Source organism: Leucobacter coleopterorum (assembly GCF_011382985.1).
GTDB lineage: Bacteria > Actinomycetota > Actinomycetes > Actinomycetales > Microbacteriaceae > Leucobacter > Leucobacter coleopterorum.
Map to the genome: position 1 here is coordinate 2,742,878 of NZ_CP049933.1, position 26,718 is coordinate 2,769,595.

Below are 26,718 nucleotides of genomic sequence, written 5' to 3' on the forward strand. Positions count from 1 at the left end.
TTGATCCTCGCACAGAGAAGGTCCGATGTAAACGGAAATGTCAACGACGTTGACATTATGGGTGCCGTGGTGCAAAAAGGGGCCCGGATCCCGAACCCCTCTCAGCTACTCAGCCGGTGGCTTCATGATCGCCCCAACCGCAAGCCCAAACGCGACTCCCGCCGGCACCCACAACCAGAACGTGGTGAGCGCACCCAGAATGACCCCCATGACGGTGCCCATCACCACACCGACAATGATCTGCTTGCGCCTCGCTGCAGGACTCACCTCGGATTTCTTACCGTCGCGTTTGTTGTTGCCCTCGGACACCGGCTTATTGCTCATGACTCCAGCCTACGCGCCGCCTCACGGTCAGCCTCATCCAGCTGCTGAAGTGCCAGGATCTGCTCAGCACCCGCGCCCCGCGCCTCCGCGATGCCAACGAGCCGCCCCATCGCCCTCGCAATCTTCGCGGGGCTGAACGACGGTGCGGCACCAGCAGTAAAAAGTACCGGTTCGACCTGGTCAAGCAGTTCGACGTCTGCGTCGGGCAACAACTCTGCCTCCCACTCACGCCAGGCCCTTCGCACGCCGGTAGTACGGCAAAGCGCCCGCACCCTGTCGTCAGCGAGTTCAATCACTTCACGACCACTCGCGTCACTGAGCCGAATAACCGTGCGCGCCGTCTGTAGTTCGGCGATCGGGCCAATCTTTGCCGCCGCGGGGCCGAGCCGATCGTGAAGCAGCGCCACTACGGCCTCCGGCATTTCCGCAGAAGCAGGCCAGAGCGTTTCTTTGTTGCCAGCATCACTCTTCTTCTTAAGATGCCACCCAGCGTCTTTGCCACCGCTGCGCACGCGAAGCGCCATGCGAAGACGGGCGAGGTCTCCTTCTGGGGTATCGAAGTAGATTGCTTTTAACTCATACACGGCCGGGTTTGCTGCATCGAGCCCGATCGCCGCGAATTCCGCCCCGTGTGGCAACTCAGCCGCAACCGGAACCTCATACTTGCGCTCAATCTCAAGGGACTCAACTGCAATTTGATTCTCCACGTTGCCAGCTTAAGGCTTTTCAGTCGTCGTCCGCCCGCGCACTGCACTACCGCCGTTTACCCGCGAACCACACGATCCCGGCTCCAGCCGCCACCACAAGCAGGATCCCGAGCGTCGTCGGCAACGTCAATACCTGGCCGAGAATCAGTACCCCAAGCAGCGTGCCGAGCACCGGATCAAACGCAAAGAACACACCCAGCACGCGCGCCGAGGTAAGTCGTCCCGCCATCGTGTCGACGGTGAACGCGAGTGCGGTGCCGAGCAGCGCCGAGAGCACCAGCAGCCCCCACTGCTCGGGACGTACCAGCGGCACCGCGGGTACGGAGAAGGGCAGGGTCAGGATCGCCGCCACCGCAACTGACAGCGCCACAGCAGAGAGCCCACCACTCGAATGGCCGATTTTCGCGGCGAGCAACGTGTATAACCCGAAACACACGCTCGCTGCAGCGGCGAAGATAAGCCCGAGCGCGTCAAACGGTCCACCGAAACCCGCGATCAGCGCGACCCCGGCCATTGCGGCGAGCGCGAGCAGTATCTCGCGCAGCCTCCGCGATGCCGCTAACGCGACGAGGCACGGCCCGAGAAAGTCGATCGTCGTGGCGACTCCGAGTGGAATCCGTTCAATCGCCAGGTACAAGAAGCCGTTCATGGCGGCCATCGCGGCGCCGTACAGCACAATGCTGATCCACTCGCGACGCGTGCGCCCCCTCAGTCGCGGCCTAAAGATGATCAACAAAAAGACAGCGGCGACCGCGAGCCTGGTGGAGCTCGTGCCGAGCACCCCCAGCGTGTCGAACAGGCCGAGCGCAATCACCGCAGACAACTGCATACCGAGCGAGCCGACCAGCACGAGCAGCATTGCCCGAATCGTGGCGGCGCGAGCAAAGTGCTGGGGTGAGGTCACCCCGTCAAGCTTACAGATCGCACCAAATAGGTGAGCATGGCCGCCGATTGAGCGTGCCGCAGGTGAGTCAAAATCCGGTTCTTCGATCCTCGACTCGACTAGCGTCTCGCTCAGAACGACCCTCTCACCAGCCTCGCCCAGGTCCCCTGACCGCTCTTAGCCCCTGCGCCTTCTCCCTGCTGTGTGCGGGGCGACAAGGGGGACCGCGGCGATCACAGGCGAGCACACAGCAGGGGCCCCGCTACACTGGCCGGGTGAGCGAGTGGAGCAAAGCATTCGAGCGTGCGACGCACGCGTGCGATAAGATCGTCGCCACACTCATCGAGGCGGGTATCCCGCAGGAGGCACTCGCGACCTACGTTCCGCCACGGCGCGCGTTCCTGCGCACAAAACCGGCCAAGTTCGAACCCACCGGCGAAGTGTGGCGCCTCGGCACGCTTCTCCTCGATAGAAACGGCCACATCTACGCTGCGGGACCCTCAACACGAGCAGCCGAGCGCGGCCGCCCCGGCTACCAGTCCAACTCGCGCGAAGAGCGACGAGAGATCGCCGCGGCGGCACTAAAAGCCGGCTACAAGGCAGGAACCCCAGTGAACTACGCCGCGATCCCGATCCCCCTCACCGAAGAGACGCTGCAAGCAAAAGACCTCCCCCTCGCACTGAGCGAGGGAGAGGTCCGAGTCCGCTGGCGGGCCGGTGCCCCGATTCAAGGGCACAAACCCTGCAGAGCTACCTCGACGAACGCGTGGCTCTGCTCACCAATACTCCCTAGCGGAAGGCCTGCTCACCGGTGAGCACCTGGCCGAGCACGAGCGTGTGCATCTCAACGGTGCCCTCGTAGGTGAGCACCGACTCCAGGTTGTTCTGGTGGCGGATCACCGGGTACTCGAGTGAGATACCGTTAGCGCCGAGGATCGTGCGCGAGGTGCGACAGATCTCGATCGCCTCGCGAACGTTGTTGAGCTTACCGATGCTGACCTGCTCCGGGCGCAGCTTGTCGGCGTCCTTGCGGCGCCCGAGGTGCACGGCCAGCAGGTAGCCCTTGATGTATTCGAGCGACATGTCAGCAAGTTTCTGCTGTGTGAGCTGGAAAGCACCGATCGGCTTGCCGAACTGCACGCGGTCGATCGAGTACTGACGCGCAGCCTCGAGGCTTGAACGTGCAGCGCCGAGCGCCCCCAAACAATGCCGTAGCGCGCCTCGTTCAGGCAGGCGAGCGGTCCCTTCAGGCCGCGGGCCTCGGGCAACATCGCCGAAGCGGGCAGGCGCACGCCGTCGAGCACGAGCTCACCTGTGGCCGAGGCACGAAGCGACATCTTGTGCTTGATCTCGGGTGCCGAGAATCCTGGGGTGTCGGTGGGAACGACGAATCCACGCACGCCCTCCTCGGTCATCGCCCAAACGACTGCAACGTCGGAGTAAGGTGCGTTCGAGATCCACATCTTACGACCGTCGATGATCCAGTCGTCACCATCACGACGGGCCTTGGTGGTCATGCTTCCTGGATCCGACCCAACATCGGGCTCAGTCAGCCCAAAGCAACCAATGTAGTCGCCCGCGGCCATGCCGGGCAGCCACTGCTGTTTCTGCTCTTCCGATCCCCAGCGCCAGATCGCGAACATCGCGAGCGAGCCCTGCACCGACACCAACGAACGCAGCCCCGAGTCGGTGGCCTCAAGCTCGAGACAGGCAATGCCGTACTCGGTTGCCGTCATGCCCGCGCAGCCGTAGCCCTCAAGATGCATGCCGAGTAGGCCGAGCGAACCGAGCTCCTTGGTCAGTTCGCGAATGTTCGGGATCTCGCCCCTCTCAAACCACTCCGCAATGTACGGCTCAACACTCTTATCGAGCATCTGTCGCACCGAGGTGCGGATCATCTTCTCGTCTTCGGTCAGCAGATCGTCGAGCGAGGCGGGATCCGCCGGGTTGAGTGCGGGGAGTTTGGTCGGATCAAAATGGCTCATAGTTCCACTCCTGGTTATGGGTCGGCAATACAGCTACCAAAACCGTAACAACTCGCGACCACGGAGCGACTGTCACCTTTGCCTAGCGATTGCTCACTTTGCCGGTCAAAGATGCTATCGGGGCGAGGATCAACGGCCGTGCCAGGAACACCGCAGCGACGGTCACGAACAGCCCGGCAGCGAACCACCAGAAGCCCACCCAGTTCACGTCATCGGTTCCCGCGAACATGTGATTCAGGTTGCGTAGCGCACCCGTCGTGAACACGAGGAATACGTGAATCAGAATGAACAGCACAAAGAACAGCATGGTCGGGAAGTGGATCGCGCGCGCCAGCGGAGCCGGGTAGATCTTATTCAGCCTCTCCGCCTTCTGAGGCCACCACTCGCTCATGCGCAGGCCGGTGATAATTGCGAGCGGTGCCGCAATGAACACCACCAAGAAGTACATGATCTGCTGCAGCGAGTTGTAGTTGACCCAGCCGTTTTCAAGCGGCCACTCCAGCGTCAGGTACTGCAGAAGCGCTGAGGCCGCATTCGGAAAGACCTCCCATGAGGTTGGCACGATGCGCGCCCAGTGCCCCGAAACGAACAGCAACACGATAAACACGATGCCATTCAGGATCCACAGCACATCAAGCGAGGTGTGCAACCACAGATTGATACTGATCTTCTTGCCACCCTTTTTGGGCGTCCAGAACGCGGGCGGCTTTTGCTGCTGCCGCACCTGCAGCCCCGAGCGAATAATCAGCACCATCAGGAAGATATTCAAGAAGTGCGTCCAGCGCGCCCAGGCAGGGAAGCCCGGCTCCACAACAACAGGGATGTGATACTCCCCTGGATACTCCTTCAAGAATTCGGGCACACCCGGCAGCGTTGTGATGCCACGGGCCGCCAGTACAATAATGCCAGCGGCGAGGATCGCACCGATCACTCCCCACGCCCCAAACTTGATCCACTGCAACAGCGGACGCGAGCCGATCATGCGTGGCTCGCGCTGGGGCTTCGGGGTCGACGCAGGGGCAGGCCTAGCCGCTGGGGCTTCGGTCTTCGCGGGCAAGGCCGTGGCCGGAGCCGATGGCGCAGTGGGCACCGTTTCTTGCGCGGGTTCACTCTGCTGCAAAGCAACCGCCCGCTGCACCGTCGCGGTGCTGGCACTCGGCCAGGGATCCCCGCCGGCAACTCGCGGCAGTCCGCGGCGTAGCGTCACCTCTTCGGAGACAGTTTCGGCGGTGGTATTACCCACAGGAGTCGATACATTCCCGGTCTCAGCGGTCGCGGCCTGCGCTGAACTAGGAGAATCCACCCCAGCGATCACAGGAGCACCGGCAGCTTCGGCGGCCACCCGTAACCCGGGTACAGTGACGCCAGCAACTTCCCCAGCGGGAGGCCAGGGTTCCCCACCCGAAACCCGGGGCAGCCCGCGGCGCAGCGCAACTGATGCACCTGCCTCGCTCACAGCGGCAGGAGCGTGAGAAGCCACAGGATCCTGAACCGATTGACCCACCGGGGCACCCGAAGCCACCACAGCACCCTCAACGTCGGGCCACCCTGGTCCGCCAGCGACGCGCGGCAGGCCTCGCCGGATGGTCTGCTGATACGTCGCCACGAGACTAGGCCTTCGCTTTCTCGATCTCGGCAATCAGCTGCGGCACGACGGTGAACAGGTCACCAACGATGCCAAAATCGGCGATCCCGAAGATCGGCGAGTCACCATCCTTGTTGATCGCGACAATGGTCTTTGCGGTCTGCATACCAGCGAGGTGCTGGATCGCGCCCGAGATGCCGACGGCGATGTACAGATTCGGCGAGACCTGCACGCCGGTCTGCCCAACCTGGAACGACTGCGGCACGTACCCCGCATCGACCGCAGCGCGCGAGGCACCAACGGCGGCACCCAGTGCGTCGGCGAGCTGCTCAACAAGCTCAAACTTTTCCTTCGAGCCGAGGCCGCGGCCTCCCGAGACAACCTTGGCCGCTCCGCGAAGCTCGGGCCGTTCACCGCCACTCTCAGCGGCTTCAACTGCACCGATGGTCGCCGCGGGTTTGCCGCTTGCGGCGACCTCAAGCTCAACTACGTTTGCTGGCTGGGCAGCAGCTCGAGCCTCGATAACCCCCTGGCGCACCGCGATGACGGGCGCACCCCAGGTCACGGCCGACGACACGTTGTAAGCACCGCCGTACGACGAGTTGCTCGCGATGACACCCTGGTCGTCGCGAGACACCCGATCGCATCGACGATGAGCCCGGAACGCGTACGCGCGGCATAGCGCGCTGCAGCCTCGCGGCCTTCAACGGAGTGCGAAACGAGGATCGCGTCCGGCTGTACAAGGGCAGCGGCTGCGGCGAGCGCGTCAGTTGCGCCCAGTGAAACCGTGGTAGCCGCGTCTGCGCGCAGCACCGTGGTTGCACCCAGTTCGGCGGCAGCGTTCGCAGCGGCGTGGGATCCGAGCACCAGCGCCACCGGGCTTCCGAGTGTTGAAGCGGCACCCAGCAGGGCAGCCGACGACTTCGCGAGCGAACCCTCGGGAGTGGTGTCAAGCAGCACCAAAATTGAATCAGCAGCAAAACTCATGATTGTTCCCCTCCCTAGACCAGGTGGTTTTCTACGAGGAACGCGGTCAGCTTCGCGGCCGCATCGCCCTCATCGGTGATCTTGACTCCGGCTTCGCGCGGTGGCCGCTCGGTGATGCCGAGCATGATGGCGCGGGACGCCGACATGTCCTCCGCGTCAATGCCGAGGTCTGACAGTGAGAGCACCTCGAGCGGCTTCTTCTTCGCGGCCATGATCCCTTTGAAGTTTGGGAAGCGCGCGTCGGGCAGAGCCTCGGTCACCGAGACAACCGCGGGCAGCTGTGCGGTGACCTGCACGGTTGCGTCATCTGAGGCGCGAACACCCGAGATGCCGTCAGCGGTGATCGTGAGCTCGCTCAGGTTCGTGGCATTCGGCACATCGAGAAGCTCGGCGATCATCGCTGGCAGCACGCCGCCCATTCCGTCGGTCGACTGGTTGCCGGCGATGATCAGGTCAAATCCAACACGCTTCAAAGCAGCAGCGATGACCTCGGCCGTCAAACCGAGATCAGCCCCCGTCAGGCCCTCGTCAACCACGTGCGTGGCCGACGCAGCGCCCATCGCAAGGCACTTGCGAATCGAGGCGGTCGCCCCCTCCGGGGCAACGGTGAGCACCGAAACCTCGGTGCCCTCGTTGGCCTCGGCATAGCTCAGCGCGACCTCAAGAGCGCGCTCACCGATCTCATCGGTGACGTTCTCTGATGCACCGCGCTCAGCCAACCCGGTTTCCAGGTTCAAGGTGCGTTCTCCGTAGGTGTCAGGCACCTCTTTGACGAGTACGGCGATCTTCATTGACGGGCTCCACCCTCACTCTTGCGTATTGGACTGTTGAACTGGTCGACCGCTACTTGCGGCCGGTGACAGCGCGCGCGACGATCTCGCGCATCACCTCGTTCGTGCCACCGTAGATGCGGTGGACGCGAGCATCGAGGAACGCGCGAGCAATCGGGTACTCCATAATGTACCCGTATCCGCCGTGCAGTTGCACACCCTGGTCAAGAATCTCCCACTCACGCTCGGTGCACCAGAACTTCACCTTGGCGGCCTCTTCGGGGCTCAGCTCGCCTTTTTCGTAGAGCTTCATGGCTCGGTCCACGAAGGCCCACATCACGTCGACCGTCGTCGCCATGTCGGCGAGACGGAAGCGAGTGTTCTGGAAGTCTGCGACTGCCTGCCCAAATGCCTCGCGGCTCTTCGTGTAGTCGAGTGTCCATTCGAGGGCTGCCTGGCCCACGGCCGCACCCGCGACGCCGATCGAAAGGCGCTCGAGCGGCAGGTTCTTCATCAGCTGGACAAAGCCGTGCCCTCGGCACCACCGATCAGGTTTGCCTCGGGCACAAACACGTCGGTGAAGCTGAGCTCTGCCGTGTCGTGGCCCTGGAAGCCCATCTTGTGCAGCTTCTTGCCCTGGTCAAAACCGTCCATACCCTTTTCGATAACGATCAGGCTGAAGGCATCGGGGCGGTTCCCCTCACCGGTCTTCACGAACGTGACGATCATGTCGGCGGTGTGGCCGCTCGAGATGAAGGTCTTGGCACCGTTAACGATGTAGCCACCGTCAACTTTCTTGGCAGTGGTCTTCACGGCACGCAGGTCGCTGCCTGCGCCGGGTTCGGTCATCGCGAGAGCCCCGAGAACCTCACCCGTGGCCATACCCGGCAGAAACTTCTGCTTCTGTTCGTCGGTGCCAAAATGGGCGATGTACGGGATCGCCAGATCATCCTGGATGCCCACGGCACCGGCGAGAGAGGATCCCGCGCCCGCACGGATCAGCTCTTCCATAACCACGCTGCGGAAGCGGTAGTCCATAAGCATCCCCGCGCCGCCGAATTCTTCCGGCACGGAGAGCCCAATGATCCCGTGTTCTCCAGCAGCCAGCATGGTGGCGCGATCAACTTCCCCGTCTTCGTCCCACTGCTTCTGCTTCTCAGCCGTAACGTACCGCTTGATGAATTCCTTCACCATTTCACGAAACGCGTCGTGATCCTCATTAAAAATATCGCGCTGCATTGCACTTCCTTTCGGTCATCAGCTCACAGCACAATTATGTAGAGTCTGAAACTTCTGCGCACGGCAAATGTGCACTATCTACAAGCGGGAGGGTGTGCAATGAAGATTCAGTACAGTAAGCGAGTGCCCTGGAGAGGAATCGAACCTCCGACACCTTCTTTAGGAGAGAAGTGCTCTATCCACTGAGCTACCAAGGCGGGAGCCGCGTTTGCGACCCCTGAGAGTCTAGCAGGGCAAAAGCCAGCTCCCTCTTCCCTTCTAGGGTCTTTCACAAAGTTGTCGCAACCACGAATGAACGTAGGCGAGAGCGCAATTTTGCAAGTTTTCCTACATGATTTCCATGCAAAACTGAGCCCTCGGGGCGGTTAGCGGGCAAGCAGCGAGCTAGCAGAGGGGAAAGAAACTAGCTAATTGGGGAAACACAAAGGGCCCGGCTCGCAGCAGCGATCCGGGCCCTCAAAACTTCGTAGCGACTAGCCGAAGCGAACCACTCCATCGGGAGCACCGTCAATAAACGCGCTCGCTACGACGGTCTGGTTACCGCCGAAGCCACCGTGAACAGCCTGGCCATTGCCAATGTAGACCGCAACGTGACGACCCGACCAGATCAGCACGTCGCCGGGCGCGTACGCACCATCGGTGATCAGCGAGCCACCAAGACCGGTGTATTCCCCAATCTGAGTGCCAAGATCGCCGGCAGGAATGCCGATCGCACGAAGCGAACGCTCAACGAGCGCGGTGCAGTCCTGGAACTCGCCAAGCTGCGCAAGCGCCGCATTGACGATGCCCGAAGCGCCAACACCGGCAGGAATATCCTTACCTGTGTATGAAGCTGCAGCCTTAGTGATTGAAGCCTGCTGAGCAGCCTTTGCAGCTTCTGCAGCCTCTTTCTGCTCGCGCTCTTCCTTGAGGATCGCAGAATCAACCGCACCGTCTGGTGCGGCAAGCGGGAGGATCGTCTCGTCAACGTCGACGGTCTGAAGGGTCTGTGCCGCCGCGAATCCGTCGGGAATTCCGTCGACAGCCGGAGCGGTTGCATATGCGGGAAGAGCAAACGTACCAACCATGCCAAGACTGAGCGCTGCAGCGCCAGCCATCTGCACGATTCGCTTGGCCTTCACCGAGGAGCGTCTGGAGGGGTCTGCGGAGACTGCTACTTCGGTGCTAGGGGTCAGAGTCACGAGATAATCTGCCTTACGTTTTCGTTCTCACTTCACAAAAGAACGGCCCGTCTGAGCCGCGACCGTTCAAGAGTAACCGAAGATAACGCGAATGTCACGCTCAGGTCACGAAACGCACATGAACCTACAGGACCAAGGTCACCAATAAACTTTAAAGTTACTATTGAGGGTTGAGTGTTCGCGGCACCCCTCAGGAGCACCGCGAACAGCTCAGAATCTAGATGACACCCTGCTCAAGCATCGCCTGCGCCACCGTCACAAACGCGGCCGAATTCGCTCCCAGCACGTAGTCCCCCGGACGCCCATAACGCTCAGAGGCCACGTAGGTCGCTTCGTGCACATCTCGCATAATGCTGTGCAACCTGTTTTCACTCTTCTCGCGATCCCAGCGCGACCGGGCAGCATTCTGGCTCATCTCGAGCGCGGAGGTCGCAACACCACCGGCATTCGCCGCCTTACCGGGAGCAAACAACACGCCCGCATCTTGGAAGAGTTCCACACCATCGGGTGTGGTCGGCATGTTCGCGCCCTCTGCGACCGCCTGCACACCTCCGGCAACGAGTGACCGGGCATGATGCACGTTGAGTTCGTTTTGTGTGGCGCAGGGCAACGCCACGTCCCCTGCACATCCCACACCGACCCGCCAGCAACAAAGTGCGCCCCGAGCGGCGCTCTGCGTACTCAGAAATACGAGCGCGCTCGACCTCTTTAATCTGCTTGAGTAGCGAAAGATCGATACCAGCTTCGTCAACAATGTAGCCGCTGGAATCCGACGCGGTGATAGCGGTTCCGCCAAGCTGCTGCACCTTGTCAATCGCATAGGTCGCAACGTTGCCCGATCCCGACACGAGAACACGCAACCCGTCAATGCCGCGACCAGCACGCTGCAACATCTCTTCGGCGAAGAACACTGCCCCATACCCGGTCGCTTCCGTGCGCCCCTCGGCACCGCCCCAACCGACACCCTTGCCAGTGAGCACACCCGCTTCATAGCGCTGTGTAATGCGGCGGTACTGCCCAAAGAGATAACCGATCTCGCGTGCGCCCACACCAATGTCACCCGCGGGAATATCGGTGTCTTCGCCGATGTGGTGCACGAGCTCCATCATGAAGCTCTGGCAAAACCGCATCACCTCGGCATCACTCTTGCCACTCGGGTCGAAGTCGGACCCGCCCTTGCCCGCACCAATGCGCTGCGACGTCAGTGCGTTCTTAAAAATCTGTTCGAACCCCAAGAACTTGATCACTGAGAGATTCACACTCGGGTGGAATCGCAGCCCGCCCTTAAACGGGCCCAGCGCAGAGTTGAACTGCACACGGAACCCACGGTTCACTCTCACTCGATTGCTGTCGTCAGTCCACGGCACCCGGAAAATGAGCTGCCGTTCAGGCTCGACCAGGCGATCCAGAATGCCCGCCTCAATAAAGTCTGGGTGCTCAGCGAGCACCGGCGTCAGCGTATCCAGCACCTCATGCACTGACTGCAGAAATTCTGCTTCGCCTTTGCTGCGGTGCTCTACCACCTCGGCGACAGCGCGGAGATGGGCTTCAGGGGTGGGCAATGACAAGGTCGTACTCCTCGGTATATCAACTCCATTGTGGGTCGCCCAACGAGGGCGGTTTGCCGCAGGCGCGGCGTGGTCATCTCAGGGGAGAGACAAAAATGTGTGCCGCAATTTCGGTGTCGAGTTCGATGGCGTCAAACTCGCCATCGACCTCAACTCGAACGTAGTCACCGATTCCTTGAAACGTTGCGGTGTTACCGGGTTTCACTCCGGCGACAGCAAGCTGTCCGAGCAGCTCAGGATCAACCTGAGCCGGTTCAGCAAGGCGTCGGATCCTCGCGGTGACTGAGCGGTCAGGATCACCCAGAAGCTCGCCGATTCCCACGACCCCTGAGTGGAACGAACCCGCCATGCGAGCTCCCAGCTCACCGAGACCAGGGATCGGGTTGCCGTAGGGAGACTCAGTGGGATGATCCAAAATGTCGAGCAGTTTGCGCTCGACCCGCTCACTCATCACGTGTTCCCAACGGCAAGCCTCTTCGTGCACATACTCCCACTCAAGCCCGATGACGTCAGAGAGCAAACGCTCGGCCAGGCGGTGCTTGCGCATAACGTGCACTGCCTTGGTGCGCCCCACGGGGGTCAGTTCAAGGCGACGATCATCGGTAACAACAACGAGCCCGTCACGCTCCATACGACCAACGGTCTGCGACACAGTCGGCCCGGAGTGGCCGAGACGCTCAGAGATTCGAGCACGCAGTGGCACGATCCCCTCTTCTTCCAGCTCGAGGATCGTACGGAGATACATCTCCGTCGTGTCGATCAGATCCGCCATCTCCGCCCCTCTACGCCACAGTCCTTCGCCCAGCCTAGAGCATTCACACAAAATCGCTGCGCAGAGTGATGCCTGATCCACACTTAGAATGGGCGTATGGCCGACATCATCATCCCCGCTGATCTCCTGCCCACCGACGGACGCTTTGGTTGCGGTCCTTCTAAAGTCAGAGACGAGCAGCTCAGCTTTCTCGCGTCCTTGCAGCCGGGAGTTCTCGGCACCTCGCACCGTCAGGCACCGGTGAAAGATCTTGTCGGCAGCGTGCGCTCGGGCCTCCTCGATCTGTTCCGGGCGCCAGAGGGCTACGAGATCCTGCTCGCCAATGGCGGCGCAACAACGTTCTGGGATTCCGCGGTGCACTCCCTCATTGAGCGCCGCAGCCAGCACCTCACGTTTGGTGAGTTCGGCGCGAAATTTGCCAAGGCTGCCGCGGTCGCCCCGTTTCTCGAGGATCCCGATGTGCGCGCAGCCGATGCGGGATCTCGCTCGGATGCCCTGCCTGTTGCGGGTGTTGACGTGTACGCATATCCCCACAACGAGACCTCAACCGGCGTGATGACTGAGGTACGTCGTGTTGCGGGCGATACTGGTGCACTGACCGTCATTGACGCGACGAGCGGCGCGGGCGGCATTGACTTCGACGCCACAGAAACCGACGTCTACTACTTCTCCCCGCAGAAGAACTTTGCGTCAGATGGTGGTCTCTGGTTTGCCCTGGTCTCCCCCGCCGCTATCGAGCGCATCGAACGGGTTACTTCTTCCGACCGCTACATTCCCGAGGCCCTCAATCTTGGGGTGCAGTCGAGAACTCACGCAAGAACCAGACGCTGAACACCCCTGCACTCGCGACCCTCGCACTCATGGACGAGCAGATCCGCTGGATCAACTCCAACGGCGGGCTTTCCTGGGCCGCTGCCCGGACCGCCGAGTCTTCAGGAGTGCTCTACGACTGGGCGGAGCGCACGCAGGCAGCGACGCCGTTCGTGTCGAACCCGGATCACCGCTCGCAGGTCGTGGTGACGATCGACTTCGATGACACCGTTGACGCTGCCGCGATCTCGAAGGCGCTCCGTGCCAACGGAGTGGTCGACACGGAGCCGTACCGCAAACTTGGCCGCAACCAGCTGCGTGTTGCTACCTTCACTGCCATTGAGCCCGATGACGTGCGGGCTCTCACTCGCTCAATCGACTACGTGCTCGAGCGCCTGGGCTAAGAGCAACTGTGGTCCTGCAGGAGCCAAGCTCTCGCAGGGCCACAGAGGGCACTACTCTTCGTCATCCTCGTCGGAATCGTTGTCGGAATCCTCAGCATCGTCGTCGATATCTTCGAAGTCCTCGACGTCGGCTCCATGAATTTCATCGTCGAAATCGCTGAAGTCGTTATCTAACAGATCGTCTTCAGCATCCACTTCGTCTTCAAGTTCTGCTGCAGCGGCCTCCGCCAGCTCAGCCTCATCCGCGGCAAGCTTTGACTGGTTCTCGCGGTAGTGCGCAAGACGCTCCGACCAGGGCACCCATTCAGGAGCGACAACGGCGTCCTCACCCGGAAGCATTTCGACTTCTAGCACGTTGACGGCTGACTCCTCGTCAACCCGCGCGAGCGTGGCGGCCCACTTCCAACCGGGGTATCCGGAGAGTCGGCTCTCGAAAAACAGGGTGAGCACGTGCTCACCCTGAACCTCGTGATCCAAATCCGCACCGATCATGTCAGCATCGGTGATTTCGGTCAACGCTTCACGCGCTTGGTCCCGTGCCGCGAGCAGAACTGGATCAGCAACAAGCTGTTCACTAGCCTCTTCTTCAGGTGCGCTTACTACTGACTCGTCACCCTCGGCTTCGCCAGAGTCAGCAGCGTCGGCCTCAACTGTGTCAGCTTCAACAGCCTCGCCTTCTACCGAAGTTTCCTCAGCAGAACCCGCTTCATCAGACATCAAAATCATCCGCCACGTGGCGCAGCATCTCCGCGACCTTCCGCGCCATGGGGCGCTCAGGGTACTGACCTTGCTTCAGCTTTTCGCCCATGCCGTCAAGCAGTTTCACGAGGTCTTCAATAATCACTGCCATCTCATCGGCAGACCTGCGGTTACGCTTCGCCATGCGAGGGGTCTCAAGCACTCGCACCGAGAGCGCTTGAGGACCACGCTTGCCATCAGCAACGCTGTACTCCAAGCGGGTTCCCGACTGGATGTCAGCACCATCGGGCACGACAGTGGCGTGCAGATACACCTGCTGCCCGTCTTCACCCTGAATAAATCCAAAGCCTTTTTCGGCGTCATAGAACCTGACCTTGCCGTTCGGCATGCCTCGTCCCTCTCCATCTCGGCGATTCCCACAGGGATCGCATCACGTTCCCGCAATCGGGCGCTTATCCACACGAGTCTAGCGTTTGTTCCTCGGCCCCACTGTCGGCAGGCACGCGGTAAAATGGGGATGATGTCCACAGAAACCAGTAACCCGTCGTGGCTTGAGCGAATTCTCGCCTACGCTTCGCTATCGATCATCGCCGTGGCGCTGCTCTCGTTCTTCGCAACGCTCATCGTTGGCATGAGCAACCGCGAGGTACTCGCAGACGGGCTCTGGCCAATTGTGTACGGTATCTCGACCTATGGCTTGCCTGTCGGCTTTGTTCTACTAATCACCCTCCTCATCATCAGCCAGATTCGCCGCCGCCGCGAATTCCGGCAGAGCCAGAAGCAGTAGCTGAACTCATGAGCGGAACTCTCGCGCTCGCCTCAGCAATCGCTTCGATGGATCAAGAATCGCTTGCTTATTTGGTGCGGCAGCGCCGCCCCCAGTCCGCTTCAAACGTGTCTGATCCGATCGGACTCGCAACAGAACTTCTACGCGCCGACTCGATCGCCCGTATTCTTGCCCCGTTGAACCGGTGGCAGCTCGCACGGCTACTCGCCCTCAGCGAAGCGGATGGATCCACCGTACAACACGACGACGCGGTCACGGACGAACTCAAGCGTCTGGGTTTAGTAGGAACCCATAATTCCGTTCCCAAGGCACTCCCCGAAGTCACGGCCTCACTGTTGGGTGGGCTTGAGGCAGCAAAGATCACGCCTGACACACTCGGAGCCGCGACGAACGCAATAGCGCCACGGGGCCCAAAACCTGACACACACGCCTGGTATTCAGCGGCACTGACCGCGGTGGGAGAAGGATCCGAAACACTTCGTACCCTTCACAATCACCCGGGGCGTCTCAACCGCAGCGGTTCAGTCGCTGTGGCAACCGTACGTGCTCTCTCAGAGCTCACGAGCGTAGAGCCAGCCGAAACCTCACTGATCCTCGCTGCCCTTGATCGCGCAAAGTTGCTCTGGCCTGAGCCAAGTAAACAGCGACTTTCTCTCTCCCCCAAAGCGCAGACCTGGCTCTCGCTCAGCTGTGGCGAGCGCTGGCTTGTTCTCGCCCAGACCACGCTCAACGCGATACCGCGGCCTCTGCGCGCGGCGCTTGAGACAGCAGACTCAGACCTCACGGCAGCCGCAGCGATGCTGCCAACCATGTTTCCGCTTTTGCCCGACACTCGCCGTCAGGAAGCCGAAGATTTTGTCGCGACCACAGATCACCTCGGTCTTACCGTGCAGGGCGCGCTTTCCGAACCCGCAAAATTCCTCTTGGCAGATGACCTCGACACGGTGCGTGAGATCCTCACGGCTGAGCTGCCCCCTCCTGCACCTGGAATCTACGTACAACCTGATCTGAGCATCGTAGTTCCGGGACCACTGGACCCCGCCATGAGGCGGATCTCGCGGCACTTTCGCGACCGGAGCACATCGGTGTTGCAACAACCCGGCGGGTCTCTGAAATTTCATTAGCGGAGGCCATCGAACGGGGTGTCACTGCGACGACCGCCCGCGAAACCTTTACCCGTTTGTCATTGACCGGAGTCCCTCAACCGCTCGACTACCTACTCGCCTCGATTGCTGAGCGCGCCGGCAGTATCAAAGTTGAACAGCATCACGGTGACGAAGGACAAAGTAAGGTCAGCGTCTCGCGCCCCGAACTCAGAGACACAATTCTCGTCGACCGCAGCGTGCAGCACCTGCAGTTCATGCGCAGCATCGAAGAACACGGCGTACTGTATTCAAAGCTGCGACCCGAGCACGTTATCGCTGCGCTGAATGCCGCTCGGTACCCGGCTTCAGCCACGGTGTCGCGCCATGCCGGTCCTCAGGGGGACACCGACCCGGCCCTGGGCGAAGTGTCTCCCGGCGACCCTCTCCCGACGACGGGCACGGAGGACCGACTTTCTCCCGAGCTCGAGGGTCTGGTCGAGCGAGTGTTTCATGCGGCACGCTCCGAGCCGGGCACGGGTGACTTCACACGCTTGCTTGAGCTAGCAATTCGGGATCGCGGCAAAGTGCGAGTTACCGCAGAAGCAAGGGGACAATCCTACGAGTTTACGTTGCTGCCTGTATCGCTCAGCGGAGGGCGGCTGCGCGCGACCGATACGACCGCGGGCATGGAACGAACCTTGCCCGTGAGCACTATCACCGCGGTCGAAACACTTTAGATTCACGAGTAAACTAGATCGCTATGACACTCGGCCCACTCATTGTGCAGAGCGACCACACTGTCCTTCTGGAAGTGGCGCATCCCGAAGCCGAGGATGCCCGACACGAGCTTGCCGTGTTTGCAGAACTCGAACGCGCGCCTGAGCACATCCACACCTACAGAGTTACGCGCCTCGGCCTCTGGAACGCGCGGGCCGCGGGGCACACCGCCGAAGCCATTCTCGAGACGCTGAATCGCTACGCAAAGTTTCCGGTTCCCTCGGGCGTCGCGAGCGAAATCGAAGACACCATGCGGCGCTACGGAAGGCTCACCATTGAGCGTGTCACAGCTGGCGATCTTGACAGCCAATTGGTGTTGAAATCAGACGATGCTGCGATTCTGCGCGAGGTGTCGAGCGCTAAAAAGATCGCCCCGTTGCTCGGCAACAAGATCAATGAGCACACCTTTCCCGTGGCCGCATGGGCTCGTGGTGAACTGAAACAACAGCTCGTCGCTCGCGGTTGGCCAGCAGAAGACCTGGCTGGCTACACGCCTGGTGAGCCATACAACATCGAACTGGTGCAGGACGGCTGGGAACTGCGCGACTACCAGGCGAAGGCGGTCGATGCGTTTGAGCGCGGTGGCTCCGGTGTTGTAGTGCTCCCGTGTGGCGCAGGTAAAACGATTGTTGGCGCTGCCGCAATGGCAGAGGTGGGTGCGAAGACGCTGATCCTGGTCACCAACGCGGTATCGGCGCGGCAGTGGCGCGACGAACTGCTGGCCCGCACCACACTCACCCCCGAAGACATCGGTGAATACTCCGGGCAGGTCAAAGAAGTAAAGCCCGTCACTATAGCGACATACCAGATCCTCACCAGCCGCCGTAAGGGCGAGTATGCGCACCTCTCCCTGCTCGATGCGCAGGACTGGGGTGTGATCGTCTACGACGAGGTGCACCTGTTGCCAGCCCCCGTATTTAAGCTCACGGCTGAGCTTCAAGCTCGCCGTCGCCTGGGCTTGACGGCAACACTCGTGCGCGAGGACGGTCGCGAAGGTGATGTATTCAGCCTGATCGGCCCGAAGCGCTACGACGCCGCTTGGAAGGACATCGAGGCACAGGGGTTCATCGCCCCCGCAGCGTGCTTTGAGGTGCGCCTCGACCTCACCGAGAGCGAGCGGCTTGAATATGCGGTGGCCGAGGATCAGGATCGCTACCGCATTTCCTCCAGCACCACCCAAAAGCAAGTGCTTGCCAAGCGCATCATCGAGCAGCACCCCGGCGAGAGTGTGCTCGTCATCGGGCAATACATTGACCAGCTTGAATCCATGGCTGAGGCGCTTGGCGTTCCGTTGATTACTGGGCAGACCCCGGTCAACGAGCGAGAAGAACTGTTCAACGCGTTCCGCACGGGCGAAGAGCGTATCCTGGTGGTCTCCAAAGTCGCCAACTTCTCGGTTGATCTGCCCGACGCTTCTGTTGCGATCCAAATTTCGGGGTCCTTCGGTTCTCGCCAAGAAGAAGCACAGCGCCTCGGCCGCCTGCTACGACCCAAGACAAAGGGCCTGACGGCTTCCTTTTACACGCTCATAGCGCGCGATACAGTCGATCAAGACTTTGCGCAGAACCGACAGCGCTTCCTCGCAGAACAGGGTTACGCCTACACAATTCTTGACGCGGATCACATTGATCAGCTGCGCAGCGTGTCGCACTAATTCCCAGAATTTTCCCCGACTCCCAGCCACTTCATAGCAAACGGTCAGAGACTGAAAGCATGACTACTCAGCACAAGGGCCCGCGCATCCTGATCGTTGACGACGAACCAAACATTCGCGAACTACTCAGCACTAGCCTCCGCTTCGCCGGTTTTGGCGTTCGCGCGGTGGGTAACGGAGCACAGACCATCTCCGCCGTGCTCGAAGAAGAACCAGACCTGATAGTTCTCGACGTCATGCTGCCAGATATGAACGGGTTCAGCGTCACCAAGCGCCTCCGCTCGGCAGGCTACACCGCCCCGATCATCTTCCTCACGGCAAAGGACGACACGGAAGACAAAATCGAGGGCCTCACGGTTGGCGGCGACGATTACGTCACGAAGCCCTTCAGCCTCGACGAGATCGTAGCGCGCATCAAGGCAGTACTGCGCCGCACGATCCAGGAGGACGAGGACACCGTTCTCTCCATCGGCCCGATCACGATGGATCAGGACACCCACGAGGTCAACGTTGAGGGTACCTCGGTTGAGCTTTCGCCCACCGAGTTCAAGCTGCTGCGCTACCTCATGCAGAACGCGAACCGCGTCCTGTCAAAGGCTCAGATTCTTGACCACGTGTGGGAGTACGATTTTAATGGCGATGCTGGCATCGTCGAATCGTATATTTCGTACCTGCGCCGCAAGCTTGATCCGCTGACTGAAGAGTCGCTGATCCAGACCAAGCGCGGCTTTGGGTACATGTTGAAGACTGAAGCAAAGTAGGTAGGGTGGCGCGGCAGAGCTACGGAGAACGCTGGGCCGAGATATCGCTGCGGGCCAAGATCACCGGGGTGACGGTGTTCATCCTGTTTCTTGGCCTAATCGTTGCGGGAGTCGGCACGCTCTCCGTGCTCCGGCCGATGCTCATCAATAACCAGAACGACACACTGGCACAGTTGCGCATCAATCCGAAACGTGCACTCGCGCCCGATGCGGTTCTTAATCATCTTTCCCGCCAAGATGTGACCCTCGCGGGTTCAGAATACTACGTAGCGTGGCTTGATGATAAAGGCAACTTAGAGACCGACAACACCCGAGGTCAGGTTGATCCCGCAATTCCCCATATTCCAAAGCTAGACACCGAGCGTGTAGCGGAACTCAAGAACCAGACGTTCCAACTCCAGGGAGGTGACGGAGTTGAGTGGCAAGCGATCGTGATGAGAGTTCCCGTCCCCGGGGAGGCTGACAAGGCACTCCTCATTGCCTCGTCCACCTCGGTTATCAACGAGACCCTTACCAACTACGTCATCATCTTTACGGGGTTCGGGATCGCCGTAATCCTTTTGGGCGCAGCCCTCACCCGCCTGCTCGTGGCAACCACGTTCTTGCCACTTGCCGAGGTAGAACAAACCGCGCTCGAAATCGCCCGCGGCGACTACTCGAAGCGCATCATGGTCGCGAGCCCACACACCGAGGTCGGGCACCTTGGCGAATCACTCAACATCATGCTTGACCGACTCGACGGTTCCCTCGAGGATCGCGAACGCACCATTGATCGGATGCGCCGCTTTATCGGTGACGCGAGTCACGAGCTGCGCACCCCTCTCGTATCCGTTCGTGGCTACGCCGAGCTCTATCGCATGGGCGCGCTGGAAGACGAGGAGCACGTTGGACAGGCGATGGAGCGGATTGAGAAGGAAGCGATCCGAATGACCGCGCTGGTCGAGGACCTGCTCGCACTCGCGCGCCTCGACGAGCGACGCCCCTCGATCTCACCTCGCTACCGCTCAACCAGCTCGCGCACGATGCGGCGCTCGATGCTGGAGCCCAGGCTCCGGATCGTGTGGTGACCGTGCAGGAGGATCCTCTCAACCCCACGGTCGTCGGAGATGAGCACAAGGTGCGCCAGCTGATGACCAACCTGGTGGGCAACGCGATGCGACACACGCCAGAAGGTAGCCCCATCGAGATCGCGGTGTCAACAGTGGCAGCGGAGAGGTCTGAGACAGGTACTCCAATGGCTCGCTTTGAGATTATTGACCACGGCGAGGGTATCCCCGAGCAATTGCGTGACAAAATCTTCGGGCGGTTCTGGCGCGCTGACAACTCGCGCAACCGAGAGACTGGCGGGTCGGGGCTCGGCCTCGCAATCGTCAAGTCAATCGTCGACGCGCACGGTGGCAGGGTCAGCGTTCACGAGACCCCAGGCGGGGGCGCGACATTCCGCGTAGAACTCCCGGGCGCTCCGCTCTCAGACGACACGATCCCGATCCAGCGCCTGAGCTGATCACGGTTTAGAACCGAACCGCGGCCTCGAACCGCGTTTCCGGGCCGGGCTGGGATCCGGACTGACCCGAACCCGAGAGTCCCCCATAACGGCGAGCGGCCCCCATACCAACACGTTGGCATGGGGCCGCTCGTCATTTACCTGGGTACTCGTCATAACGCACCCCGCGGAGCACACCAACAAACAGCACAGCAACAAAAGCGGGGCCGCACCCGAAGGTGCAGCCCCGCTCGCTAAACGCTCAGACTAGAAGTCCATGCCACCGGTCGGGTCGCCAGCAGGAGCCGCTACGGGCTCGGGCTTGTCGGCAACAACAACCTCGGTGGTGAGGAAGAGACCTGCGATCGATGCTGCGTTCTGCAGCGCCGAGCGGGTCACCTTTGCGGGATCTAGGATGCCCTGAGCAACCAAGTCGCCGTACTCACCGGTTGCAGCATTCAGGCCGTGTCCGACGGGCAGGCTGGCAACGCGATCCGAAACAACACCCGGCTCAAGGCCAGCGTTGAGCGCGATCTGGCGCAGCGGAGCCTCGATGGCGGTCTGGACGATCTTTGCACCAACGGCCTCATCGCCCGAGAGCTCGAGCGAAGCGAACGCCTCTTTGCCAGCCTGGATCAGAGCGACACCGCCACCGGGCAGCACACCCTCTTCAACGGCAGCCTTTGCGTTACGCACGGCGTCTTCGATGCGGTGCTTGCGCTCCTTGAGTTCAACCTCGGTTGCAGCGCCAGCCTTGATGACTGCAACACCACCGGCGAGCTTCGCGAGGCGCTCCTGCAGCTTCTCACGGTCGTAGTCGCTGTCGGTGTTCTCGATCTCGCGGCGGATCTGCGTGACGCGGCCCTGGATAGCCTCTTCTTCGCCAGCGCCCTGAACGATGGTGGTCTCATCCTTGGTGATGATGACCTTGCGTGCGGTGCCGAGCATGTCGAGCGTCGCGTTCTCAAGCTTGAGGCCGACCTCTTCAGAGATGACCTGACCGCCGGTGAGGATCGCGATGTCCTGCAGCATTGCCTTGCGGCGATCGCCGAAGCCCGGAGCCTTCACGGCAGCCGACTTGAAGATGCCACGGATCTTGTTGAGCACGAGAGTCGCGAGAGCCTCGCCCTCAACGTCCTCAGCAATGATGAGGAGCTGCTTGCCCGACTGGATCACGGGATCAACTACGGGGAGCAGGTCCTTGATGTTCGAGACCTTGCTGTTGACGATGAGGATGTAAGGCTCCTCGAAGACAACTTCCTGGCGATCAGCGTCGGTGACGAAGTATGCCGACAGGTAGCCCTTGTCGAAGCGCATGCCCTCGGTCAGCTCAAGCTCGGTGCCGAAGGTGTTGGACTCCTCGACGGTGACAACACCCTCCTTGCCAACCTTGTCGATGGCCTCGGCGATCAGTGCGCCAATCTGGGGGTCAGCTGCCGAAATCGACGCGGTTGCCGCGATCTCGTCAGTGGTCTCGATCTCTTTAGCGTTATCGAGCAGCTTAGCGGCGACAGCTGCAACAGCGGCCTCGATGCCCTTCTTGATCGCGATGGGATCGCTGCCAGCAGCAACGTTGCGCAGGCCCTCGCGCACGAGCGCCTGAGCAAGCACAGTTGCGGTAGTGGTGCCGTCACCCGCGACATCGTCGGTCTTCTTTGCGACCTCCTTGACCAGCTCAGCGCCGATCTTCTCAAAGGGGTCGTCGAGCTCGATCTCTTTTGCGATGGAGACGCCGTCGTTGGTGATGGTGGGAGCACCCCACTTCTTCTCAAGCACAACGTTGCGACCGCGCGGGCCGAGCGTCACCTTTACGGCATCAGCGAGGGTGTTCAGGCCCCGCTCAAGCCCACGACGTGCTTCTTCATCAAACGCAATGATCTTTGCCATGTATTTCGCCTCTCTCGGACGTTCTCGTGGTGGGATCACCGTGCCGACGACAATCGCGGCAGCACGGATATTTAGCACTCAGTCGAATCGACTGCTAGCACAATCTTGGCACTCTCACCCCATGAGTGCAAGCGGCGAAACAGACTTGCCGCCGACGCTCAGCATTGACACAGAGCCAATTTCAGCGAGTGTTCGCGTCAAGCGGACGCAAATCGAGACCCGCGGATCCTGAGCCAACCGCTCGCGTAGTTACTGCGCGGGTGCGGCGTTCGGATCGACGAGTTCACCAGTGTCAGGGTTGATCAGCATTCCGGTGTTCGGGTCGGTTTCCCAGTCAGCCATGGGGTCAATGGTGCTTCCCGTTTCGGAATCACTCTGAGGTTCACCCGAGATTGGGGAGCCTTCCTCGGCAGTTATCTTTTTGGCCTCTTCGAGGCCGGGCCCTGCATAATCTTCACCGATCAGTACGATGAGACGCGCACCGTAATTACCGTAGTCCTCGGTGAAGTACGTCGAGATTCCACCGAGTTTTGCAGCAAGACCCGCAGCGGCCGCCTGGTCAGCGGCATCGCGGTAAAAGACCGCCGAAATCTTGACATCGCTCTTGTCTGCGCTGAACGCGTAGACCACTTTTCCCCAGTTGTTCTCCGGAATAATCTTCTCAAGAGCACCCGCGAGATTTTCCGTCGGAGTACCGTTCAGAATGGCAACGGTCGCCTCAGGGTCAACCTTAGCCGTAGCGGGCTTTTGGGTGCCTGTCGCGCCCCCTTTGTTGCCAAGGAGCGGCAGGGCCTCAACATTGCCGATACTTTGCAAAGCGAAAATTCCGGCGGTGGTCAAGAGTGCGAAGCCAAGTAGCGCCGCGATGAGGTACTGCCAGAAGTAGCGTGGCCGAGCAGCGACTCGGTGAGCCCCCACACGACCACTCCGCTCGACGCGGTCAAAACGATCCTCTGGATGCCCCGTACGGGTGCGGCGATTCGCCTGTGGGTCAGCGGGTGTTTGCGCCACGCTCATCTCCTCGGATCCGGATCCCACAGCCAAACACTCGACTGCCCGGTACAACTCAAAACAATGCTGCTGACCTTCAGCGGCTCAACTAGCGTACATTGATGAGGCTGCAAGACAGGTGAGGTTACTCTTTCAAAGAGTCGGGAGCGTAGATTGCGCGGGCGAGTCCGTCAATCACGTCGGGGATTCTGGTGCCACCCGCGAACAACACAGTGTCGTCAACATCGATGATGCGGCGGTGTTTTCCGGCCTGCGTCAGCGCGATGCTCGGTTGGGCGGCGATCAACCCGTCAACTCCGCCCGCACTTTCAAGACCCTTCGTCATCACAAGAATGACGTCAGGATCCATGGCGACCAGCGCTTCCTCGGTCATTGGACGTTCACCTTTCCAACCTGCCTCCTCGGCAACATCGACCGCACCAATCGACCGGATCAGGCTGTCAACCCCGCTCCCCTCACCAAACAGGTAAAAGATGCCCGCAGCGCCGCGCACATAGAGAAACGCAACCCGAGGCAGCTTGCCTGAGTCTTTGGGTAGCAGCGCCTTCACCTCGGCCTCTTTGTCAGCGATTGCCGCCTTGAGATGACCGATCAGTTGAGGAGCCGCCCCACCGACACCAAGTGCATCGGCAACCTGCTGGGCCGTCTTGTAGCTTGATTCGGGATCAATCGCACGATCAACCGTCACCACCGGAATACCTGCGTCACGCAGTTGCAACACCACGTCGGTCGGGCCGATACTTCCGTCAGTAATGATGAGCGTCGGATCAAGCGCGAGCACCGCCTCCGCGTTGATCGAGTGCCCATCGCGCGTAATAACCGGCAGCTCATCTGCACCGTCGAAGTTTGTAGAAATATCGCGACCAACAAGGGAATCGCTCATGCCATAGGCATACACAAGCTCGCCGAGCGTTCCGCTCAGCGAGAGTGCGAGCACGCGCGATGTGTCAGTAACCTCGATTTTTTTGTCACCAGCTTTGTCTTTTGAGACCACTGTGACCGGCAGCTTCGGAGCAGGTGGATCGGCAAGCGGTGGAATGCTGGGTCCACCGATGACGGCGGTGGTTGGCCCCTCGTAGGCAGTCGGATCTGCCAGCGGAGTCACGTCTTTCAGCGGGAGCAACTCAACGGTTTCCTTCTTCACACCACCCTCGGTGCCGCTTGCGTTCGCCTGGCAGGCGGTGAGGCTGACCCCGAGCAGTCCGACGAGCGCCAGCACCGACACACTGCGCCAAATGCTGCCAAGTTGCCGGGTCTTTTGCTGCCGCAACCCACGCGGTCGAGTTCCGTTCATTCCACCGCATCCCTTCATCAGACGAACACCCAACTTAGCCTAGCCCAATGAAGGTAAGATGAATGTCGGGCCTTCGGCCCTTCAACGTCCCGCCGCACGCGAACCAAGATGCGTCGCGGCCGAGAAAGCGGTACTACAAGCGCATGCAACCCACCTCACCGGCAACAGGTCGCACGGCCATCGCCGCGCGCCTCTCCGCCACTGGTTCGCGCCGCACCGCTACAAAGACAATTCTCTTTGTGGTGCTGGTGGCGGCGTTGCTCGCCGCTATCCTCGTTTCGGCAGGCACCGGACAGCTCGGAATCCCGCCCCAAGAGATCTTAGGGTCGTTGCTGCGCAAGATCGGAATCGACTGGCTCCCCGGCCCCACACACCCGAACGGTGACCAGACGCTCTGGTCGATCCGCTTCCCGCGCGTAGCAATGGCCGTGCTCGTTGGAGCCAGTCTCGCTGTTGCAGGTCTTATCATGCAGGCCATATTCGGCAACCCCCTCGCAGAGCCGGGTGTGATCGGCATCTCGTCTGGAGCCGCCGTGGGTGCCGGTCTCGCAATCGTTTTTGGCCTCACGATCTTTGGCGAGTGGACCACGGCAATCTTCGCGTTTGGCGCGGGCCTCGCTGCAACGCTCGTCGTGTATGCAATGAGCCGATCAGAGGGCAAAACCGAGGTGGTCACGCTCGTGCTCACGGGTATTGCCGTAAACGCGATCGCCGGTGCCGCAATCGCCCTACTCACCTTCCTCAGTGATACCCAGTCTCGCGAGCAAATCGTGTTCTGGCAGCTCGGCAGCCTCGCAAATAGCCGCTGGCCACAGGTAATGATTGTCGCTCCAGCGCTGGCCATCGGCCTCTGCGCCGCGTATTTTGTCGCGCGGAAGCTCGATCTACTCGCTCTCGGTGAGCGGAACGCGCGTCACCTCGGTGTGAACGTCGAGCTGCTCAGAATCACGATGATCTTTGTCGTGGCGCTTCTCACCGGGGCCGCGGTCGCATTTGCCGGCATCATCGCGTTTGTGGGGCTCGTGATCCCCCACCTCATGCGCATGATCCTCGGCCCCGCCCACCTGCCCCTCGTAACCGCTTCTGCCCTCGGCGGTGCGTTGCTACTCGCCCTCGCAGATCTTGGATCGCGCACGATCGTTCCCATGGCCGATCTGCCGATCGGCATGCTGACCGCTCTCGTCGGCGGACCCTTCTTCTTCTGGCTCCTGCGACGCACACGCAAACGCTCGGCGGGTGGGGCTAATGGCCGTCGCGCGTCACATGACGATGCCCACGTTGCCCACCATGGGAGATGTGGTGTGCTCTGCTGAGGCCGTAACGCTCTCGCGTGGTGGCCGCGTGCTGCTCGACCGGGTCTCGCTCGAGGTGAAAGCTGGCGAGGTTCTTGCATTGCTCGGGCCGAACGGCGCTGGTAAGTCAACACTTCTCAACTTGCTCTCGGGTGACATGGCACCCGACTCGGGCACGATCCAATTTGGCCACCGCGATATCTCAGACTGGTCGCTCGGCGATCTCTCGCGCAGACGCAGTGTGCTGTTGCAAGACAATCAGTTGCTGTTTCCGTTCACCGTGCACCAGGTGGTCGAGATGGGGCGTGCGCCCTGGCGACGCACTCCACTCGAAGATGAAGACAACTCGGCGATCTCCGAGGCTATTGAGGCTGCCGACATTGCCCACCTGGGCACTCGCCGTGTTCCGTCGCTCTCAGGTGGGGAGCGAGCCCGAACCGCATTTGCGCGGGTGATGGCCGGACGTACGGGTGTGCTAATGCTCGATGAGCCAACCGCAGCACTCGATCTTGGTCATCAAGAAGCGGTGCTTAGCTTGGCACGGGATCGCGCTGCCGCTGGCGACGCCGTGCTCGTGGTGTTGCACGATCTCAACCTCGCGGCAGCCTACGCTGACCGTATTGCGCTGCTGCGCGACGGCAAGATAGTTGCCTGTGATGAACCCGCGCGGGTGCTCTCGGCAGAGATCGTCAGCGACGTTTACCGCACACCAGTTGAGGTGATCCCCCACCCCATCACGGGAGTTGGGATCGTCATGCCGCTACGCGGTTAAG

Annotated in this window: 22 protein-coding genes, 1 tRNA gene and 5 pseudogenes; 10 read left to right on the forward strand and 18 right to left on the reverse strand. The window is 60.9% G+C overall.

The genetic code is table 11. From position 1 onward, the window contains the following. Positions 1-105: 105 nt before the first annotated feature. The 3 genes from G7066_RS12880 to G7066_RS12890 are packed head-to-tail and all read right to left on the reverse strand — an operon-like array spanning position 106 to position 1,935. Positions 106-324 (reverse strand): HPP family protein, encoded by a 219-nt coding sequence (locus G7066_RS12880; RefSeq protein ID WP_166331483.1) that lies wholly within the window; start codon positions 322-324, stop codon positions 106-108. Then, positions 321-1,031 (reverse strand): CYTH domain-containing protein, encoded by a 711-nt coding sequence (locus G7066_RS12885; RefSeq protein ID WP_166331484.1) that lies wholly within the window; start codon positions 1,029-1,031, stop codon positions 321-323. Before G7066_RS12885 ends, G7066_RS12880 begins: the two co-directional genes overlap by 4 nt. 46 nt (positions 1,032-1,077) lie before the next feature. After that, a complete protein-coding gene (locus G7066_RS12890; RefSeq protein WP_244302995.1) occupies positions 1,078-1,935 on the reverse strand; it encodes an EamA family transporter in 858 nt (285 codons plus the stop codon). Positions 1,936-2,189: 254 nt separating this feature from the next. Between G7066_RS12890 and G7066_RS12895 the strand changes: the two genes are divergently transcribed. Then, positions 2,190-2,729, forward strand: a complete 540-nt coding sequence (locus G7066_RS12895; RefSeq protein ID WP_244302996.1) for a hypothetical protein — start codon at positions 2,190-2,192, stop codon at positions 2,727-2,729. On the opposite strand, the pseudogene G7066_RS12900 reads toward G7066_RS12895, so the two are convergent. The 10 genes and pseudogenes from G7066_RS12900 to G7066_RS12940 all read right to left on the reverse strand — a co-directional run bounded on the left by G7066_RS12900 (position 2,704) and on the right by G7066_RS12940 (position 12,001). Continuing rightward, positions 2,704-3,899, reverse strand: a pseudogene (locus G7066_RS12900) (acyl-CoA dehydrogenase family protein). The gene G7066_RS12895 and the pseudogene G7066_RS12900 overlap by 26 nt on opposite strands. A gap of 82 nt (positions 3,900-3,981) precedes the next feature. Further along, on the reverse strand, positions 3,982-5,505 hold the full coding sequence (locus G7066_RS12905) for a cytochrome b/b6 domain-containing protein (RefSeq protein ID WP_166331485.1): 1,524 nt from the start codon (positions 5,503-5,505) through the stop codon (positions 3,982-3,984). 4 nt (positions 5,506-5,509) lie between these two features. After that, a pseudogene (locus G7066_RS17115) lies at positions 5,510-6,471 on the reverse strand (electron transfer flavoprotein subunit alpha/FixB family protein). 14 nt (positions 6,472-6,485) lie between these two features. Further along, complete coding sequence (locus tag G7066_RS12915; protein ID WP_166331486.1) at positions 6,486-7,262, reverse strand: electron transfer flavoprotein subunit beta/FixA family protein; 777 nt, start codon at positions 7,260-7,262, stop codon at positions 6,486-6,488. A gap of 52 nt (positions 7,263-7,314) precedes the next feature. Next, positions 7,315-7,755 carry an acyl-CoA dehydrogenase family protein gene (locus G7066_RS16510; protein WP_244302997.1) on the reverse strand — a complete coding sequence of 147 codons (441 nt, stop codon included), beginning with the start codon at positions 7,753-7,755 and terminating at the stop codon, positions 7,315-7,317. Beyond that, positions 7,755-8,480: an acyl-CoA dehydrogenase family protein gene (locus G7066_RS16515; RefSeq protein ID WP_244302998.1), complete on the reverse strand. Its 726-nt coding sequence runs from the start codon at positions 8,478-8,480 to the stop codon at positions 7,755-7,757. The genes G7066_RS16510 and G7066_RS16515 overlap by 1 nt, the downstream gene beginning before the upstream one ends. 124 nt (positions 8,481-8,604) lie before the next feature. After that, a tRNA-Arg gene (locus G7066_RS12925) sits at positions 8,605-8,677 on the reverse strand. A 276-nt stretch (positions 8,678-8,953) separates the two neighbouring features. Next, positions 8,954-9,661: an NlpC/P60 family protein gene (locus G7066_RS12930; protein ID WP_166331487.1), complete on the reverse strand. Its 708-nt coding sequence runs from the start codon at positions 9,659-9,661 to the stop codon at positions 8,954-8,956. Positions 9,662-9,878: 217 nt separating this feature from the next. Beyond that, positions 9,879-11,229, reverse strand: a pseudogene (gene gdhA / locus G7066_RS12935) (NADP-specific glutamate dehydrogenase). Between the two features lie 73 nt (positions 11,230-11,302). After that, the gene (locus G7066_RS12940; protein WP_166331488.1) at positions 11,303-12,001 is read right to left on the reverse strand and encodes an iron-dependent transcriptional repressor DtxR; all 699 of its coding nucleotides are present in this window, start codon (positions 11,999-12,001) and stop codon (positions 11,303-11,305) included. Positions 12,002-12,097: 96 nt separating this feature from the next. On the opposite strand from G7066_RS12940, the pseudogene serC reads away from it, so the two are divergent. Continuing rightward, positions 12,098-13,215, forward strand: a pseudogene (gene serC / locus G7066_RS12945) (phosphoserine transaminase). A 51-nt stretch (positions 13,216-13,266) separates the two neighbouring features. Here serC and G7066_RS12950 read toward each other — a convergent pair. Together G7066_RS12950 and G7066_RS12955 are read right to left on the reverse strand one after the other, a co-directional pair. Continuing rightward, positions 13,267-13,932, reverse strand: coding sequence for a DUF3027 domain-containing protein (locus tag G7066_RS12950; protein WP_166331489.1), 666 nt, complete (start codon positions 13,930-13,932; stop codon positions 13,267-13,269). After that, positions 13,925-14,302: a cold-shock protein gene (locus G7066_RS12955; RefSeq protein ID WP_166331490.1), complete on the reverse strand. Its 378-nt coding sequence runs from the start codon at positions 14,300-14,302 to the stop codon at positions 13,925-13,927. Before G7066_RS12955 ends, G7066_RS12950 begins: the two co-directional genes overlap by 8 nt. 129 nt (positions 14,303-14,431) lie before the next feature. Here G7066_RS12955 and G7066_RS12960 point away from each other — a divergent pair, with 129 nt between their 5' ends. The 6 genes and pseudogenes from G7066_RS12960 (at position 14,432) to G7066_RS12985 (ending at position 20,482) form a co-directional block, all read left to right on the forward strand. Beyond that, positions 14,432-14,701 carry a hypothetical protein gene (locus tag G7066_RS12960; protein ID WP_244302999.1) on the forward strand — a complete coding sequence of 90 codons (270 nt, stop codon included), beginning with the start codon at positions 14,432-14,434 and terminating at the stop codon, positions 14,699-14,701. Between the two features lie 8 nt (positions 14,702-14,709). Then, positions 14,710-15,825 (forward strand): hypothetical protein, encoded by a 1,116-nt coding sequence (locus tag G7066_RS12965; protein WP_166331492.1) that lies wholly within the window; start codon positions 14,710-14,712, stop codon positions 15,823-15,825. Further along, positions 15,783-16,523 carry a helicase-associated domain-containing protein gene (locus G7066_RS12970; RefSeq protein WP_166332075.1) on the forward strand — a complete coding sequence of 247 codons (741 nt, stop codon included), beginning with the start codon at positions 15,783-15,785 and terminating at the stop codon, positions 16,521-16,523. Before G7066_RS12965 ends, G7066_RS12970 begins: the two co-directional genes overlap by 43 nt. A 23-nt stretch (positions 16,524-16,546) precedes the next feature. Further along, positions 16,547-18,217, forward strand: coding sequence for a DNA repair helicase XPB (locus G7066_RS12975; protein ID WP_166331493.1), 1,671 nt, complete (start codon positions 16,547-16,549; stop codon positions 18,215-18,217). Positions 18,218-18,276: 59 nt separating this feature from the next. Next, positions 18,277-18,978 (forward strand): response regulator transcription factor, encoded by a 702-nt coding sequence (locus tag G7066_RS12980; protein WP_166331494.1) that lies wholly within the window; start codon positions 18,277-18,279, stop codon positions 18,976-18,978. A 5-nt stretch (positions 18,979-18,983) separates the two neighbouring features. Continuing rightward, positions 18,984-20,482, forward strand: a pseudogene (locus G7066_RS12985) (sensor histidine kinase). Between the two features lie 246 nt (positions 20,483-20,728). Here G7066_RS12985 and groL read toward each other — a convergent pair. The 3 genes from groL to G7066_RS13000 all read right to left on the reverse strand — a co-directional run bounded on the left by groL (position 20,729) and on the right by G7066_RS13000 (position 24,653). Beyond that, on the reverse strand, positions 20,729-22,348 hold the full coding sequence (gene groL, locus G7066_RS12990; RefSeq protein WP_166331495.1) for a chaperonin GroEL: 1,620 nt from the start codon (positions 22,346-22,348) through the stop codon (positions 20,729-20,731). 249 nt (positions 22,349-22,597) lie between these two features. Then, positions 22,598-23,359: a LytR C-terminal domain-containing protein gene (locus G7066_RS12995; protein ID WP_244303000.1), complete on the reverse strand. Its 762-nt coding sequence runs from the start codon at positions 23,357-23,359 to the stop codon at positions 22,598-22,600. 124 nt (positions 23,360-23,483) lie between these two features. After that, a complete protein-coding gene (locus tag G7066_RS13000; RefSeq protein ID WP_166331497.1) occupies positions 23,484-24,653 on the reverse strand; it encodes a heme/hemin ABC transporter substrate-binding protein in 1,170 nt (389 codons plus the stop codon). A 143-nt stretch (positions 24,654-24,796) separates the two neighbouring features. Here G7066_RS13000 and G7066_RS13005 point away from each other — a divergent pair, with 143 nt between their 5' ends. Both G7066_RS13005 and G7066_RS13010 read left to right on the forward strand, forming a co-directional pair. Then, positions 24,797-25,966: a FecCD family ABC transporter permease gene (locus G7066_RS13005; RefSeq protein ID WP_166332076.1), complete on the forward strand. Its 1,170-nt coding sequence runs from the start codon at positions 24,797-24,799 to the stop codon at positions 25,964-25,966. Then, positions 25,941-26,717: a heme ABC transporter ATP-binding protein gene (locus G7066_RS13010; RefSeq protein WP_205881582.1), complete on the forward strand. Its 777-nt coding sequence runs from the start codon at positions 25,941-25,943 to the stop codon at positions 26,715-26,717. The genes G7066_RS13005 and G7066_RS13010 overlap by 26 nt, the downstream gene beginning before the upstream one ends. Position 26,718: the final 1 nt, after the last annotated feature.

Coding starts and splice junctions, on each gene's coding strand:
- G7066_RS16515 (WP_244302998.1), bottom strand. CDS start 8,480: ATGCAGCGCGATATTTTTAATGAGGATCACGACGCGTTTCGTGAAATG.
- G7066_RS12950 (WP_166331489.1), bottom strand. CDS start 13,932: ATGTCTGATGAAGCGGGTTCTGCTGAGGAAACTTCGGTAGAAGGCGAG.
- G7066_RS16510 (WP_244302997.1), bottom strand. CDS start 7,755: ATGAAGAACCTGCCGCTCGAGCGCCTTTCGATCGGCGTCGCGGGTGCG.
- G7066_RS12915 (WP_166331486.1), bottom strand. CDS start 7,262: ATGAAGATCGCCGTACTCGTCAAAGAGGTGCCTGACACCTACGGAGAA.
- G7066_RS12980 (WP_166331494.1), top strand. CDS start 18,277: ATGACTACTCAGCACAAGGGCCCGCGCATCCTGATCGTTGACGACGAA.
- G7066_RS12965 (WP_166331492.1), top strand. CDS start 14,710: ATGAGCGGAACTCTCGCGCTCGCCTCAGCAATCGCTTCGATGGATCAA.
- G7066_RS12975 (WP_166331493.1), top strand. CDS start 16,547: ATGACACTCGGCCCACTCATTGTGCAGAGCGACCACACTGTCCTTCTG.
- G7066_RS12955 (WP_166331490.1), bottom strand. CDS start 14,302: ATGCCGAACGGCAAGGTCAGGTTCTATGACGCCGAAAAAGGCTTTGGA.
- G7066_RS12940 (WP_166331488.1), bottom strand. CDS start 12,001: ATGGCGGATCTGATCGACACGACGGAGATGTATCTCCGTACGATCCTC.
- G7066_RS13010 (WP_205881582.1), top strand. CDS start 25,941: ATGGGAGATGTGGTGTGCTCTGCTGAGGCCGTAACGCTCTCGCGTGGT.
- G7066_RS13005 (WP_166332076.1), top strand. CDS start 24,797: ATGCAACCCACCTCACCGGCAACAGGTCGCACGGCCATCGCCGCGCGC.
- groL (WP_166331495.1), bottom strand. CDS start 22,348: ATGGCAAAGATCATTGCGTTTGATGAAGAAGCACGTCGTGGGCTTGAG.
- G7066_RS13000 (WP_166331497.1), bottom strand. CDS start 24,653: ATGAACGGAACTCGACCGCGTGGGTTGCGGCAGCAAAAGACCCGGCAA.
- G7066_RS12960 (WP_244302999.1), top strand. CDS start 14,432: ATGATGTCCACAGAAACCAGTAACCCGTCGTGGCTTGAGCGAATTCTC.
- G7066_RS12880 (WP_166331483.1), bottom strand. CDS start 324: ATGAGCAATAAGCCGGTGTCCGAGGGCAACAACAAACGCGACGGTAAG.